This window comes from Streptomyces venezuelae (genome assembly GCF_008642375.1).
GTDB lineage: Bacteria > Actinomycetota > Actinomycetes > Streptomycetales > Streptomycetaceae > Streptomyces > Streptomyces venezuelae_G.
In genome coordinates this window covers 7,475,843-7,494,671 of sequence record NZ_CP029194.1, presented here as the reverse complement: position 1 = coordinate 7,494,671, position 18,829 = coordinate 7,475,843, and the positions used below count along the sequence as shown (strand labels likewise).

13 protein-coding genes and 4 pseudogenes are annotated in these 18,829 nt (G+C 72.2%); 12 read left to right on the top strand and 5 right to left on the bottom strand.

What is annotated here, in order from left to right; translation table 11 throughout:
* Positions 1-138 precede the first annotated feature (138 nt).
* Positions 139-1,488, top strand: coding sequence for a hemolysin family protein (locus DEJ46_RS34150; protein ID WP_150272544.1), 1,350 nt, complete (start codon positions 139-141; stop codon positions 1,486-1,488).
* Entirely contained in the window at positions 1,485-2,504 is a 1,020-nt protein-coding gene (locus DEJ46_RS34145; RefSeq protein ID WP_150272542.1) for a hemolysin family protein, read from the top strand. Before DEJ46_RS34150 ends, DEJ46_RS34145 begins: the two co-directional genes overlap by 4 nt.
* A 53-nt stretch (positions 2,505-2,557) precedes the next feature.
* Here the strand turns inward: DEJ46_RS34145 and DEJ46_RS34140 are convergent, their stop codons facing one another.
* Positions 2,558-3,625 carry a maleylpyruvate isomerase N-terminal domain-containing protein gene (locus tag DEJ46_RS34140; protein WP_150272541.1) on the bottom strand — a complete coding sequence of 356 codons (1,068 nt, stop codon included), beginning with the start codon at positions 3,623-3,625 and terminating at the stop codon, positions 2,558-2,560.
* Positions 3,626-3,689: 64 nt separating this feature from the next.
* On the opposite strand from DEJ46_RS34140, the gene DEJ46_RS34135 reads away from it, so the two are divergent.
* The gene (locus DEJ46_RS34135; protein ID WP_150272539.1) at positions 3,690-4,526 is read left to right on the top strand and encodes an SGNH/GDSL hydrolase family protein; all 837 of its coding nucleotides are present in this window, start codon (positions 3,690-3,692) and stop codon (positions 4,524-4,526) included.
* A 15-nt stretch (positions 4,527-4,541) separates the two neighbouring features.
* On the opposite strand, the pseudogene DEJ46_RS40220 reads toward DEJ46_RS34135, so the two are convergent.
* Positions 4,542-4,742: pseudogene (locus DEJ46_RS40220) on the bottom strand (aminoglycoside phosphotransferase); the annotation flags it as partial.
* On the opposite strand from DEJ46_RS40220, the pseudogene DEJ46_RS34125 reads away from it, so the two are divergent.
* From DEJ46_RS34125 to DEJ46_RS34105, 5 genes and pseudogenes are all read left to right on the top strand, one after another.
* Positions 4,703-5,549, top strand: a pseudogene (locus DEJ46_RS34125) (hypothetical protein); the annotation flags it as partial. The pseudogenes DEJ46_RS40220 and DEJ46_RS34125 overlap by 40 nt on opposite strands.
* A gap of 272 nt (positions 5,550-5,821) precedes the next feature.
* A pseudogene (locus DEJ46_RS34120) lies at positions 5,822-7,057 on the top strand (glycosyltransferase); the annotation flags it as partial.
* Positions 7,058-7,329: 272 nt separating this feature from the next.
* Positions 7,330-9,036, top strand: coding sequence for an ArnT family glycosyltransferase (locus DEJ46_RS34115; protein WP_223835528.1), 1,707 nt, complete (start codon positions 7,330-7,332; stop codon positions 9,034-9,036).
* A gap of 6 nt (positions 9,037-9,042) precedes the next feature.
* Positions 9,043-10,245: a glycosyltransferase gene (locus tag DEJ46_RS34110; RefSeq protein WP_150272537.1), complete on the top strand. Its 1,203-nt coding sequence runs from the start codon at positions 9,043-9,045 to the stop codon at positions 10,243-10,245.
* 22 nt (positions 10,246-10,267) lie between these two features.
* On the top strand, positions 10,268-12,685 hold the full coding sequence (locus DEJ46_RS34105) for a galactose oxidase-like domain-containing protein (protein ID WP_223835321.1): 2,418 nt from the start codon (positions 10,268-10,270) through the stop codon (positions 12,683-12,685).
* Positions 12,686-12,809: 124 nt separating this feature from the next.
* On the opposite strand, the pseudogene DEJ46_RS34100 reads toward DEJ46_RS34105, so the two are convergent.
* Positions 12,810-13,311: pseudogene (locus DEJ46_RS34100) on the bottom strand (ISAzo13-like element transposase-related protein); the annotation flags it as partial.
* A gap of 363 nt (positions 13,312-13,674) precedes the next feature.
* Between DEJ46_RS34100 and purB the strand changes: the two are divergent.
* The 3 genes from purB (at position 13,675) to DEJ46_RS34085 (ending at position 16,219) form a co-directional block, all read left to right on the top strand.
* A complete protein-coding gene (purB, locus tag DEJ46_RS34095; protein ID WP_150272535.1) occupies positions 13,675-15,117 on the top strand; it encodes an adenylosuccinate lyase in 1,443 nt (480 codons plus the stop codon).
* Positions 15,118-15,179: 62 nt separating this feature from the next.
* Positions 15,180-15,677: a G/U mismatch-specific DNA glycosylase gene (gene mug / locus DEJ46_RS34090; RefSeq protein ID WP_150272533.1), complete on the top strand. Its 498-nt coding sequence runs from the start codon at positions 15,180-15,182 to the stop codon at positions 15,675-15,677.
* An 11-nt stretch (positions 15,678-15,688) separates the two neighbouring features.
* Positions 15,689-16,219 carry a hypothetical protein gene (locus DEJ46_RS34085; RefSeq protein WP_150272532.1) on the top strand — a complete coding sequence of 177 codons (531 nt, stop codon included), beginning with the start codon at positions 15,689-15,691 and terminating at the stop codon, positions 16,217-16,219.
* Here the strand turns inward: DEJ46_RS34085 and DEJ46_RS34080 are convergent.
* Positions 16,210-16,656: a hypothetical protein gene (locus DEJ46_RS34080; RefSeq protein ID WP_150272530.1), complete on the bottom strand. Its 447-nt coding sequence runs from the start codon at positions 16,654-16,656 to the stop codon at positions 16,210-16,212. The two genes, DEJ46_RS34085 and DEJ46_RS34080, sit on opposite strands and share 10 nt — an antisense overlap.
* 152 nt (positions 16,657-16,808) lie before the next feature.
* On the opposite strand from DEJ46_RS34080, the gene DEJ46_RS34075 reads away from it, so the two are divergent.
* On the top strand, positions 16,809-17,966 hold the full coding sequence (locus DEJ46_RS34075) for an ROK family transcriptional regulator (RefSeq protein WP_150272528.1): 1,158 nt from the start codon (positions 16,809-16,811) through the stop codon (positions 17,964-17,966).
* A 52-nt stretch (positions 17,967-18,018) separates the two neighbouring features.
* Here DEJ46_RS34075 and DEJ46_RS34070 read toward each other — a convergent pair whose 3' ends face one another.
* Positions 18,019-18,759, bottom strand: coding sequence for a GntR family transcriptional regulator (locus DEJ46_RS34070; protein WP_150272526.1), 741 nt, complete (start codon positions 18,757-18,759; stop codon positions 18,019-18,021).
* Between the last annotated feature and the right edge of the window lie 70 nt (positions 18,760-18,829).

The following is an 18,829-nucleotide window of genomic DNA, read 5'->3' as shown; positions in this document are numbered from 1 at the left end:
TTTACCATGGTCCTTCATCCCGACGACCGAAAGGTGTGAGCGTCCGCCCATGGGCGAGCCTCCCAGTAGCACTGGTTCCACGTTCCGACATCGAGCGATCCTCTCCCCTCTGGCTGATCATGGGACGGAGGTGAACCGATGACCGAAGTGCTTCTGCTCGTGCTGGCGCTCCTGCTCTCGCTCGCGTGCGGCGCCTTCGTCGCGGCCGAGTTCTCGCTCACGACCGTCGAGCGCGGCGAGCTCGAAGCCGCCGCCGAGCGCGGCGAGCGCGGCGCGGCGAGCGCCCTCAAGGCCGTCCGGTCGCTGACCTTCCAGCTCTCCGGCGCCCAGCTCGGCATCACCGTCACCAACCTGGTCGTCGGCATGCTCGCCGAGCCCTCGGTCGCCAAGCTGATCAAGGGCCCGGTCGAGGCCCTCGGCCTCTCGCCCACGGTGGCCTCCTCGGTCGCCCTCGTCATCGGCACCGCCCTGTCGACCGTCGTCCTGATGGTCGTCGGCGAGCTGGTCCCGAAGAACTGGGCGATCTCCTCACCCCTCGCGATCGCGAAGGTGGTGGCGACCCCGCAGCGGGTGTTCACGGCCGCCTTCAAGCCGCTGATCAGCCACCTCAACAACACCGCGAACCGGATCCTGCGCCGGCTCGGCATGGAGCCGACCGAGGAGCTGGCCTCCGCGCGCTCCCCGCAGGAGCTCGTGGCGCTCGCCCGGCACTCCGCGAAGGAGGGCGCGCTGGAGGCGGACACGGCCGAGCTGTTCGTCCGTACGCTCAACCTGGCCGAGCTGACCGCCGAGAACGTGATGACGCCCCGCGTCCAGGTCACCGCCCTGGAGGTGCAGGCCACCGCCGAGGACGTGGCGAACGCGACCCGCGCGACCGGGCTCTCCCGCTTCCCCGTCTACCGGGGCAGCCTCGACTCGGTCGTCGGCATCGCGCACATCAAGGACGTGCTGGCCATACCGGCCGGCGAGCGGGCGCGCCGCCGGATCGGCGAGATGGTGCGCGAGCCGCTGCTCGTCCCGGAGACCCTGACCGTGGACCGGCTCCTCGACCGGCTCTCCGGCAAGCAGACGATGGCCGTCGTCATCGACGAGTACGGCGGCACGGCCGGGGTCGTGACCCTGGAGGACATCGTCGAGGAGGTCGTCGGCGAGGTCCGCGACGAGCACGACCCGCACGAGACGCCCGACCTGGCACGGGCGGGCGAGGACGCGGACGGCCGCGAGCTGTGGTCCGCCGACGGCGCCGCCCGTACGGACCAGGTGGGGGCTATCGGCCTCCGGGTGCCGGACGGCCCGTACGAGACGCTCGCGGGTGTCGTCGCCAACGAGCTGGGACGCATCCCGGCCGTCGGCGACACCGTGGAGCTGGCGGGCTGGCGGCTGGACGTCGTGGACGCCTCCGGGCGGCGCGCGGCGCGCGTGCTGCTGCACGCCCCCGCGCACGGCGCCCCCCACGACTCCGACGAGACCGGGGAGGCCGGCCGATGATCGTCATCCAGCTGTTGATCGGTCTGCTGACCCTGGTCGTCAACGCGTTCTTCGTCGGCGCCGAGTTCGCCCTGATCTCGGTCCGCCGCAGTCAGGTCGAGCCGCTGGCCGAGGCCGGGAACCGGCGGGCGCGCAGCGTCATCTGGGGCCTGGAGCACGTCTCCGCGCTGCTCGCGGCGGCGCAGCTCGGCATCACGCTCTGCACCCTGGTCCTCGGCATCGTCGCCGAGCCGGCCATCGCGCATCTCCTGGAGCCGGTCTTCGACGCGGTGGGCGTGCCGCACGGCCTGGTGCACCCCATCTCGTTCGTGATCGCGCTGAGCCTGGCCACGTACCTGCACATGCTGCTCGGCGAGATGGTCCCGAAGAACATCGCGCTCGCCGAGCCGACGCGCACCGCGCTGATCCTCGGCCCTCCCCTGGTGACGCTCGCGCGGGCGCTGCGGCCGGTGATCTTCACGATCAACGCCTTCGCCAACGCGCTGCTCAAGCTGTTGCGGGTGGAGGTCAAGGACGAGGTCGCGGCGACGTTCTCGGACGACGAGCTGGCCCGCATGGTCACCGACGCGGGTCATGCCGGGCTCCTGGACGACCGGGCGGCCGAGCGGCTGCACGACGCCCTCGAGCTGGGCCGCCGCCCGGTGCGGGACGTCGTGATGCCCGCGGAGAAGGTCGTGTACGCACAGGTCGGCACCACTCCCGAGGAGCTGGAGGCGCTGTCGGCGTCGACGGGCTACTCGCGTTTCCCGGTGGTCGACTCGGAGCGCAGGATCCTCGGCTATCTGCACGTCAAGGACGCCCTGGACGTCTCCCCGCGCGACCTGCCGTTCCCGGTGACGGCGCTGCGGCCGATCGCCCGGGTCCGGGCGGCCACGCCGCTGGACGACGTCCTGACCGCGATGCGCCGGAGCCGTACGCATCTGGCGGCGGTCCTCGACGAGGACGGCAAGCCGGCCGGTCTCGTGACGATGGAGGACGTGCTGCGCGAACTGGTGGGGCGCCCGGCGGCGCCGTGACGCCCTGAAGCGGAGGGGCCCCGGGAGTTTCTTCCCGGGGCCCCTCCGGCGTGTCAGAGCGCGGTGGCGGTCAGCCAGGCGTCGAGCAGGGCGCGGTCCCCGGTGCGGGCGAAGCGCGGGTCGTCGGCGGTGTACCGGCGGTGCAGGAGGAGTAGCAGGTCGCCGCTGTCGCCGGTGACGCCCGCGGTCGGTTCCGTACGGGCGTCGGACGCCGCGCTTGCGCGCCGCCGGGTGAAGCCGCCCCCGCCGAAGGTGAGCGTCCAGACGGTCCCGGTGTCGCGGGCCGTGAACCGGAGCAGCTCGCCGTCGCGGTCGAGGTGGGCGATCCGCTCGGCGGTCCTCGGGACGTACAGGAGGGTGGCGAGGTGGTGCTCGATGCCCTCGGCGGCCGTGCCGGGGTGGATCGGTTCCGCGGCCCCGGCGAGGGCGATCTCGGCGTCGGCGAGGTGCACGACGGCCTCGAAGAGCACGTGGCGCGGGTAGTAGCCGGCGCGCGGCTCGGGTCCCGGGGACCAGAGCGGGGTGTCCGGGTCGGCGGCGCGCAGGGTCGTGACGAGGGCCTCGGCGCCGGCGGCGAACCAGTCGGGGTACGCGGCGTGGTCCCTCGGCAGGCCGAGCGGGACGTCCCGGGCGGGGACGCGGGCGGTGGCCCCCGTACGGACGAGGTGCTCGGCCCAGCGGTGGACGGTGCCGAGGTGCCGGGTCAGCTCGGCGAGGGTCCAGCCGGGGCAGGTGGGCACGGGGGTGGCGGGGTCGGCGTCCCGGACGGTGGCGACGAAGCGGCGGGCCTGCCGGGCGAGGGCCTCGCAGGCGGCGGCGTGGCCGGCGGCGGTCGAGGCGGCGGGGGCGGCCCCGCGCGTGCCCTCGGCGAGGCCGAAGCCTTCGGAGACCCTGAGCAGCTCGTCCCGCCGGGGTCCTTCCGGGTGGCGCAGGGCCGCCGCGCGGACGTGCCCGTCGAGGGCGCGGCGGTCGGCCGCCGGAAGTGCGGCGAGCGTGGCCGCGGTGCCCTCCAGCCACTTCACCGCCGTGCCGGGGTCCAGGACCTCGTCGTCGCTCGTCCCGACGGCCGTCACCAGCTCGGCCAGGGCCTCCGCCAGTGTGCTCAGGAGCGCGTCGCTCATCGGGTCTCCCCCTCCGGGTCCTCCACGGCATCCCGCGCATACCGCGCGGTATGATCTCTCCGCCATGGAGATCAATGCCACCTACACCAGTCTCGTCGCCCTCGGCGACAGCTTCACCGAGGGTATGTCGGACCTGAGGGCCGACGGCTCGTACCGGGGCTGGGCCGACGTCCTCGCGGGCCGGCTCGCCGCCCGTACGCCCGACTTCCGCTACGCGAACCTCGCCGTGCGCGGAAAGCTCATCGGCCAGATCGTCGACGAGCAAGTCGACCTGGCCGCAGGCATGAAGGCCGATGTGGTGACCCTGGTCGGCGGCCTCAACGACACCCTCCGGCCCAAGGTCGACATGGTCCGGGTGCGGGACCTGCTCACCGAGGCAGTGGAACGCCTCACACCCTCCTGCGAGCGGCTGGTCCTGATGCGCAGCCCCGGCCGCGAGGGCCCGGTGATGGAGCGCTTCCGCCCCCGCATGGAAGAGCTCTTCGCCCATCTCGACGAGCTCGCCGCCCGGCACGGCGCCCTCGTCGTCGACCTGTACGCGGCGCCGGCACTCGGCGATCCCCGGATGTGGGACGTGGACCGGCTCCATCTGACCGCCGACGGGCACCGGCGGGTGGCCGAGGCCGTGTGGCAGGCGCTGGGCCTCCCGCCCGAGGAGGACTGGCGCACTCCGCTGCCCCCGGCCGGGCGTCCCACCTGGGCGAGCCGGCGGATCGCGGACGCCCGCTTCGCCAAGGAGCACCTGGGGCCGTGGATCGGACGGCGGCTGACCGGCCGCTCCTCCGGGGACGGCCGGACGGGCGCCCACTTTAGCGCTGAGCTGGGCAAAGCCTTCTGGGTCACCCCCGCGGACCACGAAAACCCCGGCCCTGTGACGGACTGGCTGCAGCTGGAGCCCTGACCCGGAGCCTCCTCGAACACCCTTCAGAACACGATCAAGTGCCGCCCGGCCTACAGGTCCCCAGTTCGGCGTGCCGCCGGGAAGACCCCGATCCCCGCTCTGCCCCATGAGCACCAGGAAGAGGCTCTTCATAGCGGCCGGCCTGCGGGCACGCCGGATCGCCGCCTCGTCCGCATGCGCGTACACGCCGAAGAACCGTGAGGCCGTGCCCGCGGGGGCCCGCGCCCGGGCGGGACGACAAGGTCGTCGCCGCGTGGAACGGGCCGGCCATCGCGGCGCTCGCCGAGTGCAGGGGCGTACGTCGATCGGCCCGACCTCGTCGAGCGGGCCACCGAGGCCGCCGATCTGCTGGTGCGGGTGCACGTGAACGGGAAGGCGCGGCTGGCACGGACCAGCGAGGACGGGCAGGCCGGGGCCGATGCGGGGGTGCTGGAGGACTACGGCGATGTCGCCGAGGGGTTCCTGGCCCCGGCGTCCGCCACCGGAGAGGAAGTGCGGCTGGAGTTCGCCGGCTTCCTCGTGGACCTGGTCCTGGACCGGTTCACCGCCGAGGACGGCTCGCTGTACGACACCGCGGCTCCGTCCGGCTGGACCGCCGCCGCGGGCGCGCTGCTCTCGTACGCCGCCCACACCGAGTCGGAGACCCACCGTACGGCGGCCGAGCGGGCGCTCGCGGTGGTGCACGCGCTCGGGCCGCGGGCGCCGCGGTTCATCGGGCACGGGCCGGCGGTCGCCGAGGCGCTGCTCGACGGCCCGCGCGAGGTGGCGGTCGCCTGCCATCCGGAGGACCCGGACCGGGCGGCGCTGCACCGCACGGCGCTGCTGGGGACGGCGCCCGGGGCGGTGGTGGCGGTCGGGCTGCCGCGGGCGGCGGACGGCAGCGGAGGCGAGTTCCCCCTGCCGGCCGAGCGCACACTCGTACACGACCATCCGACGGCGTATGTGTGTCCACATTTCGTCTGCGCGCGGCCTACGGCAGATCCGGTCGAGCTGGGCGAGCAGTTGGGTACGGTTCATCCCTGAAGCACCCGGAGTGCCGTCAATTCCGCTTAGCGGTGCTGGAGTTCGGAAACCCCTTTTTTATCCATACAGCACCTGAGTGTCATGTTCGCTGCCTAGTCTCGTGTCTTCGAGGGTTGCCGGAGAGTGGCCGGAAAGTCACTGCGACCGCGCACCGGGGTGTGCGCACGAGGGGGAAGCGGAAGCCGGTGACGGCGGGCCGGGGGGCCCGCCGGGGGCTTCCGGGGGTTTGACGACTGCCACTCGGGGTGGCGGCACGCCTTGGGGGGGACGCTGTGTACACGTCTGTGTTCATTACGCTCATTTCGCTCGCACTATTCGGGATCGCCGCGTTCACGCTCTGGTGGCAGATGCACGCGTGGCGGACTCCCGAGGTGCTCGCCTCGACCCGCTTCGACCGCCCCGACGGGGGCGGCCGCCTGGCCTTTTCCCTACTGCTGCCGGCCCGCCACGAGCAGGCGGTCCTGGAGCACACCATCGATCGGCTGCTGGAGTCGAGCCACGCCGATTACGAGATCATCGTGATCGTCGGGCACGACGATCCGGAAACGGCGGCGGTCGCCGAACGCGCCGCGGGCCGCGCGCCCGACCGGGTGCGGGTCGTCGTCGACCACCACGAGACCAAGAACAAGCCCAAGGCCCTCAACACCGCCCTTCCGTACTGCCGGGGCGACATCGTGGGGGTCTTCGACGCCGAGGACCAGGTTCACCCCGAGCTGCTCGCCCACGTCGACCACGCCTTCCGCTCCACCGGCGCCGACGTGGTCCAGGGCGGGGTCCAGTTGATCAACTTCCACTCCAGCTGGTACAGCCTGCGCAACTGCCTGGAGTACTTCTTCTGGTTCCGCTCCCGGCTGCACCTGCACGCCGAGAAGGGCTTCATCCCGCTCGGCGGCAACACCGTCTTCGTGCGCACCGACGTGCTGCGCGAGGCCGGCGGCTGGGACCAGAACTGCCTCGCCGAGGACTGTGACCTGGGCGTGCGGCTGTCGTCCGTCGGCAAGAAGGTGGTCGTCGCGTACGACTCCGACATGGTGACCCGCGAGGAGACGCCCGGCTCGCTGATGAGCCTGCTCAAGCAGCGCACCCGCTGGAACCAGGGCTTCCTCCAGGTGTACCGCAAGAAGGACTGGCGGCAGCTGCCGGGCCGCGGTCAGCGCTGGCTGGCCCGCTACACGCTGATGACCCCCTTCCTGCAGGCCGCGTCCGGGGTGATCATCCCGGTCAACTTCGCCGTGGCGGTCTTCCTCGACGTGCCGGTCGGGATCGCGATCATCACCTTCCTGCCGATGCTCGCGGCGATGGTGACCTTCGTCTTCGAGATCGTCGGGCTGCACGACTTCGGCCGCCAGTACGGGCTGCGCGTGCGGTTCATCCACTACGTGAAGTTGGTGGTCGGCGGCCCGTTCTACCAGGTGATGCTCGCGGGCGCGGCGATCCGCGCGGTCTGGCGCGAGCACCGGGGCCGCAACGAGTGGGAACTGACCAGCCACACCGGCGCGCATCTCGCGGGGGCGGTCGCGGTGCGGGGCGCCGGCACCGTGCCTGCCCAGCGCGGCGAGAGCACCGGGAGCGGCAGGAGCGGGGCGCCCATCGCCTCCGCCTCGACCTCGTCCGCGCCCGCCGTATCGGTCGCGCCCGCCTCGTCCGCGCCCGCCGCCTCCGCCTCGACCACCTCCGCGCCCGCCGCCTCGGCCTCCCCGCCGGCCGTTTCCCTCGCGACCCGAGAGGACAGCAACCAGTGACCGCCACCCTGCCCACGGCCGCTGATCCCCAGCCCGGCGTGACGTCCACGGCCCTGGCCGAGGCCACCGCGACGGCCCCCTCCGCCTCCCGCCCGGCGCAGCGCAGCGTCCCGGTCCGGCCGCTCGTACGCTTCCGTTCCTCGCGCCCCGATCTGCTGCTGTGCGGGGCCCTGCTGCTGGTCATCGTCCTCGTGCAGGGCTGGAACATCACCGACTTCCCGACCCTGAGCGACGACGAGGGCACCTACCTCGCCCAGGCCTGGGCCGTCCAGCAGGGTGACGGGCTCGCGCACTACACATACTGGTACGACCATCCGCCGCTCGGCTGGATCCAGCTCGCGGGGCTGACGTACCTGCCGTCCCTCTTCGTGCCCGACTGGATGACCGTCGCGCCGATGCGGTTCTCGATGCTGGCGGTGTCCGCCGCCAGTTCCGTACTGATCTACGTGCTCGCCCGCAGGCTGTGGCTGCCGCGCTGGGCGTCCGGGCTCGCGATGGCCCTCTTCGGGCTCTCACCGCTCTCCGTCGTGCTCCAGCGCGAGATCTTCCTCGACAACATCGCCGTGATGTGGATTCTGCTGGCCTTCTGCCTGGCCGCGTCCCCCAGCCGGCACCTGTGGCACCACTTCGGCTCCGGGCTCGCGGCCGCCACCGCCGTGCTGACCAAGGAGACGATGCTGGTGGTGCTGCCGGCGCTGCTGGTGACGATGTGGCGCCACAGCCACCGCGACACCCGCAAGTTCGCCGTCACCGGGGCCATCACCGCCTGCGCGCTGATCGGCCTGTCGTACCCGCTGTTCGCCCTCCTCAACAGCGAGCTGCTGCCCGGCGCAGGCCACGTCTCCCTCATCGACGGCATCACTTACCAGATGAGCCGCCCGGGCTCCGGCTTCATCCTCACTCCGGGCACCGGCTCGAACGGAGTCTTCCGCTCCTGGCTCTACTACGACACCGTCCTGCCGCTCGGCGGGCTGGCCGGGGCCGCGCTGCTGCTCGTCACCATCGGGTGGTCGGTCACCGCCCGCGCGCTCGCCGGGCCCGCGCTGGCCTGCGTCATCCTGGCCCTCGTCGCCATGCGGCCCACCGGCTACCTCCCGGCCATGTACGTGATCCAGGCGCTCCCCTTCCTCGCGCTGGTCCTCGCCGGGGGCGCGGCCAGCGTCACGCACGCCGCGCTCCGGCGCCTCAAGGCCCCAGGGGAGCGGCGGCAACTGCTCTGGGCGCGCTGGGCGTTGGTCGGGGTGCTGGCCGGCTGCGCCGCGGTGTACGTACTGCCGCGCTGGTACGACGGCAACCGCACCGCGCTCACCGTCGACGCGAACGCCCCCTACCGGCAGGCCGCGGCCTGGCTCGGCAGCGACGTGGTCGACCCCGAGCACACGAGGGTGCTGCTCGACGACGCGCTCTGGCTGGACGCCGTGCACCACGGCTTCGAGCCGGGGCTCGGAGCCATCTGGTTCTACAAGGCCGACCTCGACCCCGCCGTCACCAAGACCCTGCCGCGGGGCTGGCGGGACATCGACTACGTGGTCTCCTCGCCGACCGTGCGCCGCGACGCGCGGGACCTGCCGAACGTGAAGGCCGCGCTGGAGCACTCGACCGTCGTGGCCGTCTTCGGCGAGGGCGAGGACCGCATCGAGATCCGCCGCACCGATCGCGCCGAAGCCACCGACCCCGCCGGCCCAGCCGACTCCGCAAGCCCCGCCGACTCCGCCGACTCCGCCGACCGCCCGACCGGGAGCTGATCGACCATGACCGAGGACCTGCGGTCCCTCCGTGCCCCGGTCGAAGCGGAACTCTCCGCTCCGAGGGCCCTGCCCGGCAGCGTCACCCTCATCATCCCGACCTTCGACGAGTCGGGGAACGTGGCCGAGCTGCTGCGCCGGCTCGGTGACGCGCTCCCCGCGCACCTGCCCTGTGAGGTGCTGTTCGTGGACGACTCCACGGACGACACCCCGGCCGCCATCGAGAAGGCCGCCGCCGCCCACCCCTTCCGGGTGTCCGTCCTGCACCGCGAGGTGGCCGACGGAGGCCTCGGCGGCGCCGTCGTCGAGGGGATCAGGCGGGCGGACACCGACTGGATCGTCGTCATGGACGCCGACCTCCAGCACCCGCCGCACCTGGTGCCCGAACTCGTCGGCGAGGGCGAGCGCACCGGCGCCGACCTCGTCGTGGCCTCCCGCTACATCAGCGGCGGCAGCCGGGCCGGGCTCGCCGGAAGCTACCGGATCGCCGTCTCCCGGAGCGCGACCTGGCTGACCAAAGGCCTCTTCCCGCGCGCCCTGCGCGGCATCAGCGACCCGATGAGCGGCTTCTTCGCGATGCGCCGCTCGGTGGTCACCGCGGAGGCCCTGCGGCCGCTGGGCTACAAGATCCTGCTGGAACTGACGGTGCGCTGCCGCCCCGGCAAGGTCGCCGAGGTGCCGTTCGTCTTCCAGGACCGCTACTCGGGCGAGTCCAAGTCCACCGCCCGCGAAGGCGTGCGCTTCCTGGCCCACCTGGCCTCGCTGCGCTCCGCGACCCCGCTGGCCCGGATGATCGGCTTCGGGCTGATCGGGCTCACCGGTTTCGTACCGAACCTGGCCGCGCTGTGGCTGTTGACGCACGCCGGCATGCACTACCTCCCAGCCGAGATCCTCGCCAATCAGGCCGGGGTGCTGTGGAACTTCGCCCTCATCGAGGTCCTGCTCTTCCGCGACCGCCGCCGACACCGGCACTGGGCGGACAGGGTGGGCCGGTTCGTGCTGCTCGCCAACGCCGATCTGCTCCTGCGGATCCCGCTGATCGCGGTGTTCGTCGCGAAGTTCGGAATGACCGTGCTGCCCGCCACCGCCCTCGCTCTGGTCACCACCTTCGTGCTGCGTTTCGCGGCGACGGAGGCCCTCGTCTACCTGCCGCGCAAGTCGGCCAAGTCGGCTAAGTCGGCCAAGTCTGAACGTCACGCCAGGAGTTGAGCCGCACAGAAAGGAACTTTCCATGCGTCTGAAGATCCGGCGGAGGGCAGGGCGGCGGACCGTCCTGGCGGCCGCCGGGGCGATGACCGCGGCCCTGCTGCTCACCGCACCGCAGCAGGCCACGGCCGGAGCGCCCAATCTGCTCTCCAATCCCGGTTTCGAGACAGCCGGCGCGCCCGGCTCCGACATGCCGTCCTGCTGGTCCGAATCCGGCTGGGGCGACAACGACTTCACCTTCGCCACCGTCGCCGACGCGCACTCCGGCACCAAGGCGATGCGGGTCTCGCTCACCCGGCGCATGTCCGGCGACCGCAAGGCCCTGGTCACCGAGAACAGCACCTGCGCGCCGACGGTCGTACCGGGCAAGCAGTACGACCTGTCGGCCTGGTACAAGTCGAACACCCCGGACGTGTCGGTGACCGTGTTCCGCCACGACACGACGGCGGGCTGGCAGTACTGGACCGACCTGCAGAATCCCCCTGTCAGCGCCGCGTGGGCGCGTACGGAGGTCCGTACGCCGGCCGTCCCGCCGAACACCGACAAGATCGCGTGGGGCCTGTCGGTCTACGGGGTGGGCACGCTCACCACCGACGACTACGCGCTGGAGGAGGTGGGCGCGGTCCCGCCGCAGCCGACCTGCTCGGGCACGGCGGAGGAGTGCGCCAAGGGCAAGTGGGAGGTGATGGCGACCAAGAACCCGGTGCGCTCGATGCACGCCGTCGTCCTCAGGAACGGCAAGGTGCTGCTCATCGCCGGCTCGGGCAACGACATCGCCCAGTTCAACGCGGGCACCTTCACCTCGGCCGTCTACGACCCGGTGAACGGGACGGTCAAGACGATCCCGACGCCGGTGGACATGTTCTGCTCGGGCCACGTGCAGCTGTCCGACGGCCGGGTGCTGGTGATGAGCGGCAACAAGGGATATCCGTCCGCAGACGGCAAGATCGGCTACCAGGGGCTGAAGGACTCGTACACCTTCGACCCGGCGACCGAGACGTACACGAAGACCAACGACATGAACGGCGGCCACTGGTACCCGTCCGCCACCATCCTCGGCAACGGTGACGTGATCTCCTTCGGCGGTCTGAAGGAGGACTCCACCGGCAACGTGACGGCGGAGAAGTTCTCGGCGGCGCAGAACAAGTGGCTGCCGATGAACGAGGTCAACCAGACCTGGTCCTACTGGGGCCTGTACCCGTCGATGATCCTCATGCAGGACGGGCGGCTCTTCTACTCGGGCAGCCACACCTTCGGCAACGGCACCCCCGGCACCGGAGCCTCCGTCTACGACTACGACGCCAACACCATCACCGACGTGCCCGGCCTGCGGAACAAGGACGAGCGCGACGAGTCGGCGAGCGTGCTGCTGCCGCCCGCGCAGGACCAGCGGGTCCTGACCATCGGCGGCGGCAACAACGAGCGCAACCCGGCCGCGAACCGGCTCACCGACATCATCGACCTGAAGCAGCCGAGCCCCGCCTACACGGCCGGCCCCGACCTCCCGCAGGGCCTGGTCGACCAGGGGCAGGGAAAGCGGCCGCAGACCGGCGCCGAGGGCAAGATGTTCGTGTCCGCGGTGCTGCTCCCGGACGGCAAGGTGCTGGAGACGGGCGGCGGGCTGCACGACCGGGCCGACCCGGTCTACGAGGCCTCGTTCTTCGACCCGACGACCAACACCTACCAGCCGGGCCTGGCCACCGACCCGATCCCGCGCACCTACCACTCCGGGTCGTTCCTGCTGCCGGACGGCCGGGTCATGTCCGTCGGCGACAACCCGGGCAACGGCACGTACAACCACAACGTGTCGATCTACACCCCGCCGTACCTCTTCAAGGGCGCCCGCCCGCAGATCACCTCGGTGATAGACAAGGAGTGGGTGTACGGGGACACGCAGCGGATCACCGTGAACCGGGCGGTCGCCAAGGCGGAGCTGATCCGTCCGGCGGCGGTCACGCACTCCTCGGATCCCAACCAGCGGTTCGTGGACCTGCCGATGACGGTGGTCGACGGCACCACCATCGACCTCAACATCACCAGCAACCCGAATCTGGCCCCGCCCGGCTGGTACATGCTCTTCGCGGTCGACGCGAACGGCGTCCCGTCCATCGCGCAGTGGGTCCACCTGGGCGGCCCGTCCGCCCTCGCGGCCACCGCCGAGGCACCGTCCGCGCACGAGCACACCTTCGCGAACGAGCTGGCGGCCCCGAAGCAGAACCCGACCAGGCGGGACTCCGTCCCGGTGGCGCCCAGCGTGGCGGGCTGCGACCGCCACTACGGCACGGTCAACGTGTGCGTGCCGACCCGCTTCCCGGCCGAGGTGAAGGAGACGACGAAGGCCCGCTGCGACTGGCTGGCCTCCCACCAGTACCCGAAGCGCATGAAGGTCAACGGCAGCGACCCACTGCGCCTTGACAAGGACGGCGACGGCTACACCTGCTGAACGACTGGAACGGGCCCGGCCGCGCTTCTCGCGCGGCCGGGCCCCTTCAGGTACGGCGCAATCCACAGACGCGAAAGGTGTCAGGAACTGCGTTGCTCCTCATGCGCGACCCACGCCGGCATTGCGTGCCTGGAGAGAAGTGACACACGGTGATCTCCACGCCGGCCTCCAAGGCCAGAGCGGCGATCTCGGCCTTCCAGGCCCGGGTCCGGCAACGTTCGAGCCGCCTGCGTCGGCGGTGATCAGCAGCCGCCGGGCATGGGGGGCGGGCTGCCCGGTTCCGTGCCACCAGCGGCGGATGGATGGCCCTGGCGGGTCGGCTCCGCGGCGAGATGGCGGGTGGACTTGGTGGTCCACCGCAGCGGCGACATCGGATCGCCGCGCACGTCGGGTTCGGCCAGGGCCAGCAGCGCGTCCCGCGGGCCGGGGTCCAGGTCGGCGACCCGCCTGCGGCCCCCGCCGGGCCGACGGGCGCGGCCCAGTGGCGGCTCACCGGAGTCCAGCTCCACGCCGCCCTGGACTCCAGCGGCAACCGTCTGGCGGTGAAGGTCGTCCATCCGGCTCAGGCCGAGGACGAGGAGTTCCGTGCCAGGTTCCGGCGTGAGGTTGCGCTGACAAGCAGGTATGGGCGTGTGAGCCCGAACTGCCGTGGGCCGCTGCGGGATCTTCTCCGTGTGGACCGACATTGCTCCTGAACCGGACACCCAAGACTGCCCGGCTCGGCGGTGTGACATCACAAGATCTTCGACAGAGCCGGAATACGCGACCGTCGACACCGCTCCACAACTCCTTGCCTTCGGGGGCTTTGGGCTTGGCCGCACTGCCATCCGGCGACGGCCGCGCGCCCAAGCGCCCCGAGCTGCTGCCCTACGAGTTCCCGGCCGGTCCGTGAGCGGACGGCGGGTCACTTCCGTGACCCGCGTCTCGTAGCAAGCTCCAGATCGGACCGTGGCGCTGGCCTGCACAAACCGCCAGTAGACTCTCTCCACGTGACTGCTGTGACTGCGAAGCCCCGCATCCCCAACGTTCTGGCCGGCCGCTACGCCTCCGCGGAGCTCGCCGTCCTCTGGTCCCCCGAGCAGAAGGTGAAGCTGGAGCGCCAGCTGTGGCTCGCCGTGCTGCGAGCGCAGAAGGACCTCGGGATCGAGGTTCCGGACGCCGCCCTCGCCGACTACGAGCGCGTTCTCGACCAGGTCGACCTCGGTTCCATCGCCGAGCGCGAGAAGATCACCCGGCACGACGTGAAGGCCCGGATCGAGGAGTTCAACGCCCTCGCCGGCCACGAGCACGTCCACAAGGGCATGACCTCGCGCGACCTCACCGAGAACGTCGAGCAGCTCCAGATCCGCCTCTCCCTGGAGCTGATGCGGGACCGTACGGTCGCCGTCCTCGGCCGCCTCGGCAAGCTCTCCGCCGAGTACGCGGAGCTGGTCATGGCGGGCCGCTCGCACAACGTCGCCGCCCAGGCGACCACCCTCGGCAAGCGTTTCGCGACCGCCGCGGACGAGCTGCTCGTGGCGTACGCCCGCCTCGAGGAGCTCCTCGGCCGCTACCCGCTGCGCGGCATCAAGGGCCCGGTCGGCACCGCGCAGGACATGCTGGACCTGCTCGGCGGCGACGCGGGCAAGCTGGCGGACCTGGAGCAGCGGATCGCCGGTCACCTCGGCTTCGCCCACGCCTTCACCTCGGTCGGCCAGGTCTACCCGCGCTCGCTCGACTACGACGTGGTCACCTCGCTGGTGCAGCTGGCCGCGGCGCCGTCGTCGATCGCCAAGACGATCCGTCTGATGGCGGGCCACGAGCTGGTCACGGAGGGCTTCAAGCCCGGCCAGGTCGGCTCCTCGGCGATGCCGCACAAGATGAACACCCGCTCCTGCGAGCGCGTCAACGGCCTGATGGTCATCCTGCGCGGCTACGCGTCGATGACCGGCGAGCTGGCCGGCGACCAGTGGAACGAGGGCGACGTGTCCTGCTCCGTGGTCCGCCGCGTCGCCCTGCCGGACGCCTTCTTCGCGCTGGACGGCCTCCTGGAGACCTTCCTGACCGTGCTCGACGAGTTCGGCGCCTTCCCGGCCGTCGTCGCCCGCGAGCTCGACCGCTACCTGCCCTTCCTGGCGACCACCAAGGTCCTCATGGGCGCCGTGCGCGCCGGGGTCGGCCGCGAGGTCGCCCACGAGGCCATCAAGGAGAACGCCGTCGCCTCCGCCCTCGCCATGCGCGAGCAGGGCACCGTGCAGAACGAGCTGCTCGACAAGCTGGCGGCCGACGACCGGATCCCGCTGGACCGTGCGCAGCTCGACGAGCTGATGGCCGACAAGCTGTCCTTCACGGGCGCCGCAGCCGACCAGGTCGCGGTCGTGGTCTCCCGTATCGAGGAGATCCTCAAGCAGCACCCGGAGGCCGCGGCCTACACCCCCGGCGCGATCCTCTGACCGGAACCCCCCGGTTCACCAAGGCGGAGCTGGAGGCCGCTCGCGACCGCGTCGTTCCCGACGTGGCCGCGAGCGGCCTTTCCGTACTCCTCTGCGGGATCAACCCGGGTCTCATGACGGCGGCGACGGGACACCACTTCGCCCGGCCGGGCAACCGGTTCTGGCCGGTGCTCCACCTCTCGGGCTTCACCCCGAGGCAGCTGCGGCCGGACGAGCAGGAGGAGCTCCTGTCGTACGGGCTCGGGATCACGAACGTCGTGGCGCGGGCGACGGCGCGGGCCGACGAACTGAGCCGGGAGGAGTACCGCGAGGGCGGCCGGCTGCTCGTCGGCAAGGTGGAGTCGCTCGCGCCGCGGTGGCTCGCGGTCGTCGGGGTCACCGCGTACCGGACCGCCTTCGGCGAGCCGAAGGCGGTCATCAGGCCGCAGGAGCGCATGATCGGTTCCACCCGGATGTGGGCGCTGCCCAATCCGAGCGGCCTCAACGCCCATTGGACGGCGGCGACGATGGCCGAGGAGTACGCCAGGCTCCGGGAGGCCGCGCGGGCGCCCGGTTCGTGAAGGGAGCGCCCGTGGAGTGGGGCGACTACCGGCCGTTCCAGCCGGTCGAGGACGGTCCGATGGAGGACATGTCCCCGGTGGCCGCGCGCCGGGAGTACGAGCACCGGATGGCGACCAAGGACGAACGGCTCTCGGTACTGGCCGCCCTGGTCGAGGCGAACGGGCTGCGGCTGGGCACGGACGCCGAGGCGGTGGACGCCCTGGAGCGGTGGTACCTCGCCGAGGTCGAGGCCGATCCCGAGCGCGCCCCGCGCCCCCGGCCGCTGTGGATCGCGGTCGCCTACGACCTGGGGCTCCAGATCGGCGAGACGATCATCGCGCGGGCCCCGGGGCTTTCCTGGTCCTTCTACCGCTCCCGGGCCGGGTCCCGGGACGTGGCGCACCAGCATCCGGTGATCATGGGCTTCACGGGCGTCCGGAACAAGCGGTACAACGTCGACCCGTTCCTCTTCGCGGCCGGAACCGGCGGCAGCCACCTCGGCGGCTCCGACGCGCACGGCAGCTTCCGCCGGTTCGTCGACTCGGCGGTCGCCTACGCCTGAGGAGGGTCCGCCGTGGTCACCAGGGCGAGGAGAGTGAGCGGCAGCTCCTTGTCCCACTGGGAGATCCCGAGGCCGACCCACAGGTCGCTGTCGCGCCAGAGACGCAGCTCCGGGGTGTGGGCGCCGAGTGTGGACCAGGGCTCCGGTAAGGACTCGCCGGCCAGGCTCCGCTCCAGGACCGGCCAGAGGTCGAGCTCCACCGGCGGGCCCCAGCGGGCGGTGAGCAGGGCGGCGAGGCCGTCCCGCTCCGCTTCGTACTGCTCCTCGGCGAGCGCCCGGCGGGTTCCGTCGTCCTCCCAGAAGTCCTCGCTCGTCGCGAGCTCCGCCAGGTGGAAGTCCGGGTGAGAGGCCGGGTGGGAGTCCGGACCGTCGCCGGAGCCGCCCGTGAGGCGCGCGCGGAACTCGTCGATCGTCGCCAGGTGGCGTGCCGTGGTCATGGGGCCAGTAAAGCGGCCGGCACTGACAGTTGGCGGCGCGTCAGGCCGGCCCGCGGGGTCCCCGGGCCGCGCGGCACGGGGGCGGCACTCGCCGCGCCGGGGCCCATTGAGTACCATCCGCCGAAGAGGTGCACGAGCTGGGAGGACACACTGTGGGGCGGCTGACCGGCGGGGATCCGTCTCTGCTGCGGCGGATCAACTCCGCGGTGGTACTCCATGCTCTGCGGGGCGCCGACGCGCCCACGCTCACGGACCTGACCCGGATCACGGGTCTGTCCCGGCCGACGGTCGAAGGTGTCGTCGAGGGACTCATGGAGGGCGGGCTCGTCGTCGAGTCCGCGCCCGAGGAGGGCGAGGCCCGGCGCCAGGGGCGTCCGGCCCGGAGGTTCCGCTTCCGTGCGGAGGCCGGTCATCTCCTCGGCATCGAGATCGGCCCGCACCGCGTGGCCGCGCTGCTCTCCGGTCTGGACGGCGGGATCATCGGCGCCGGGTCCCGCGAGGTCGCGGAGACGGCCCCCGAGGACGAGCGCCTGGACAAGGTGCGCGCGGTCGTCGCGGACGTCCTGCGCAGGGCCGGGGTCGCCCGGTCCAATCTGCGGGCCGTCGGCGTCGGCACACCCGGCATCGTGGAGGCCGACGGCACGGTGCGCCTCGGTACGGCGCTGCCCGGCTGGACGGGACTCGCGCTCGGCGAGCGGCTGCGCCGCTCCTTCAAGTGCCCGGTGATCGTCGAGAACGACGCGAACGCGGCGGCGGTCGCCGAGCACTGGAAGGGTGCCGCGACCGACTCCGACGACATCGTCTTCGTGCTCGCCGGGCTGAGCCCGGGCGCCGGGTCGCTGATCGGCGGCCGGCTGCACCGCGGCTACGGCGGAGCGGCCGGCGAGATCGGCGCCCTGCACCTGCTCGGCCGCGGCGTCACCCCCGAGCATCTCCTGTCCACCACCGACGAGCCGCTGCACCCGCTGGACGAGCAGGCGGTCGCCGAGGTCTTCGCGCTGGCCCGGAAGGGCGACGCGCGGGCGGAGGCCGCGGTGGACCGGTTCATCCAGCGGCTCGTGCACGACGTGGCGGCACTCGTGCTCGCGCTCGACCCCGAGCTGGTGGTCGTCGGCGGCTGGGCCGCCGGGCTCGACGGGGTGCTCCCGCCGCTCCGCGAGGAGCTGGCGCGCTTCTGCCTGCGGCCGCCGCGCGTGGTGCTCTCGCTGCTGGGCGAGGCCGCCGTGGGCACGGGCGCGCTGCGCCTCGCCCTGGACCACGTCGAGGAGCAGCTCTTCGCGGTCGACGGAACGGTGACGGCCCGCCGCTGAACCGCCGGTATCGGCGGTCCCTCGACGGGCCGGTGCGCGCGGAGCGCGGGTGTCAGGAGGCCATCACCAGGTCGACCGAGTCGCCGAAGGTGAGGCGGCAGGTGTCGGCGCGGTAGGTGGCGACCGAGACGGCGGCGGTGCGCCCCTCGGAGAGGTAGCGGGTCGTCACGACGAGGACGGGCGCGCCGGGCAGCCGGTCGAGCTCCTTGGCGTCGTCGGCGCGGGCGGAACCGAGCTCCACGGAGCGGTCCTGGCCGTCGAGGGCGAGGTGCTGGAGCTCGCGCAGCACCGTGCGGGCCCGGGCGGGTCCGGCGGGGGCGTCGATGGCGCTGAGGCCCGGCACGGAGGCGGCGGGCACGTACAGCAGCTCGGCGGCGACCGACTGGCCCTGGGTGACGCGGATACGGCGGACGATGTGCACGCGCTCGCCCGGCTCGGTCTCCAGGACGCGCGCGACGGCGGCCGGGACCACGTCCGAGACGGAATCCTGGGGCTGCCAGGTCTCGTCGCCGACGCCGGGCCAGGAGTGCTGGTCGGTGGAGACGTCCACACCGACGCGCGGCGGGGCGACCGTGGTGCCGACGCCGCGGCGGCGCTGGAGGCGGCCTTCCAGCTCCAGCTGCTCCAGGGCCTGGCGGAGCGTGGCACGGGCGACGCCGAAGCGCGCCGCGAGCTCCCGCTCGTTGGGCAGGATCTCTCCGACGGCGAAGTCCGAGTCGAGCGCTTCGCCGATCACTGTCTTGAGGTGCTGGTACTTCGGCTCCGGTACCGATTCCAGCTGCGTGGTCCCCACCCTGATCCTCCGCAATTCGCCGTGTCCCGCGGCGTTTTTCCGCGCCCTTGTTTATTAAAGGTTCCTGCAC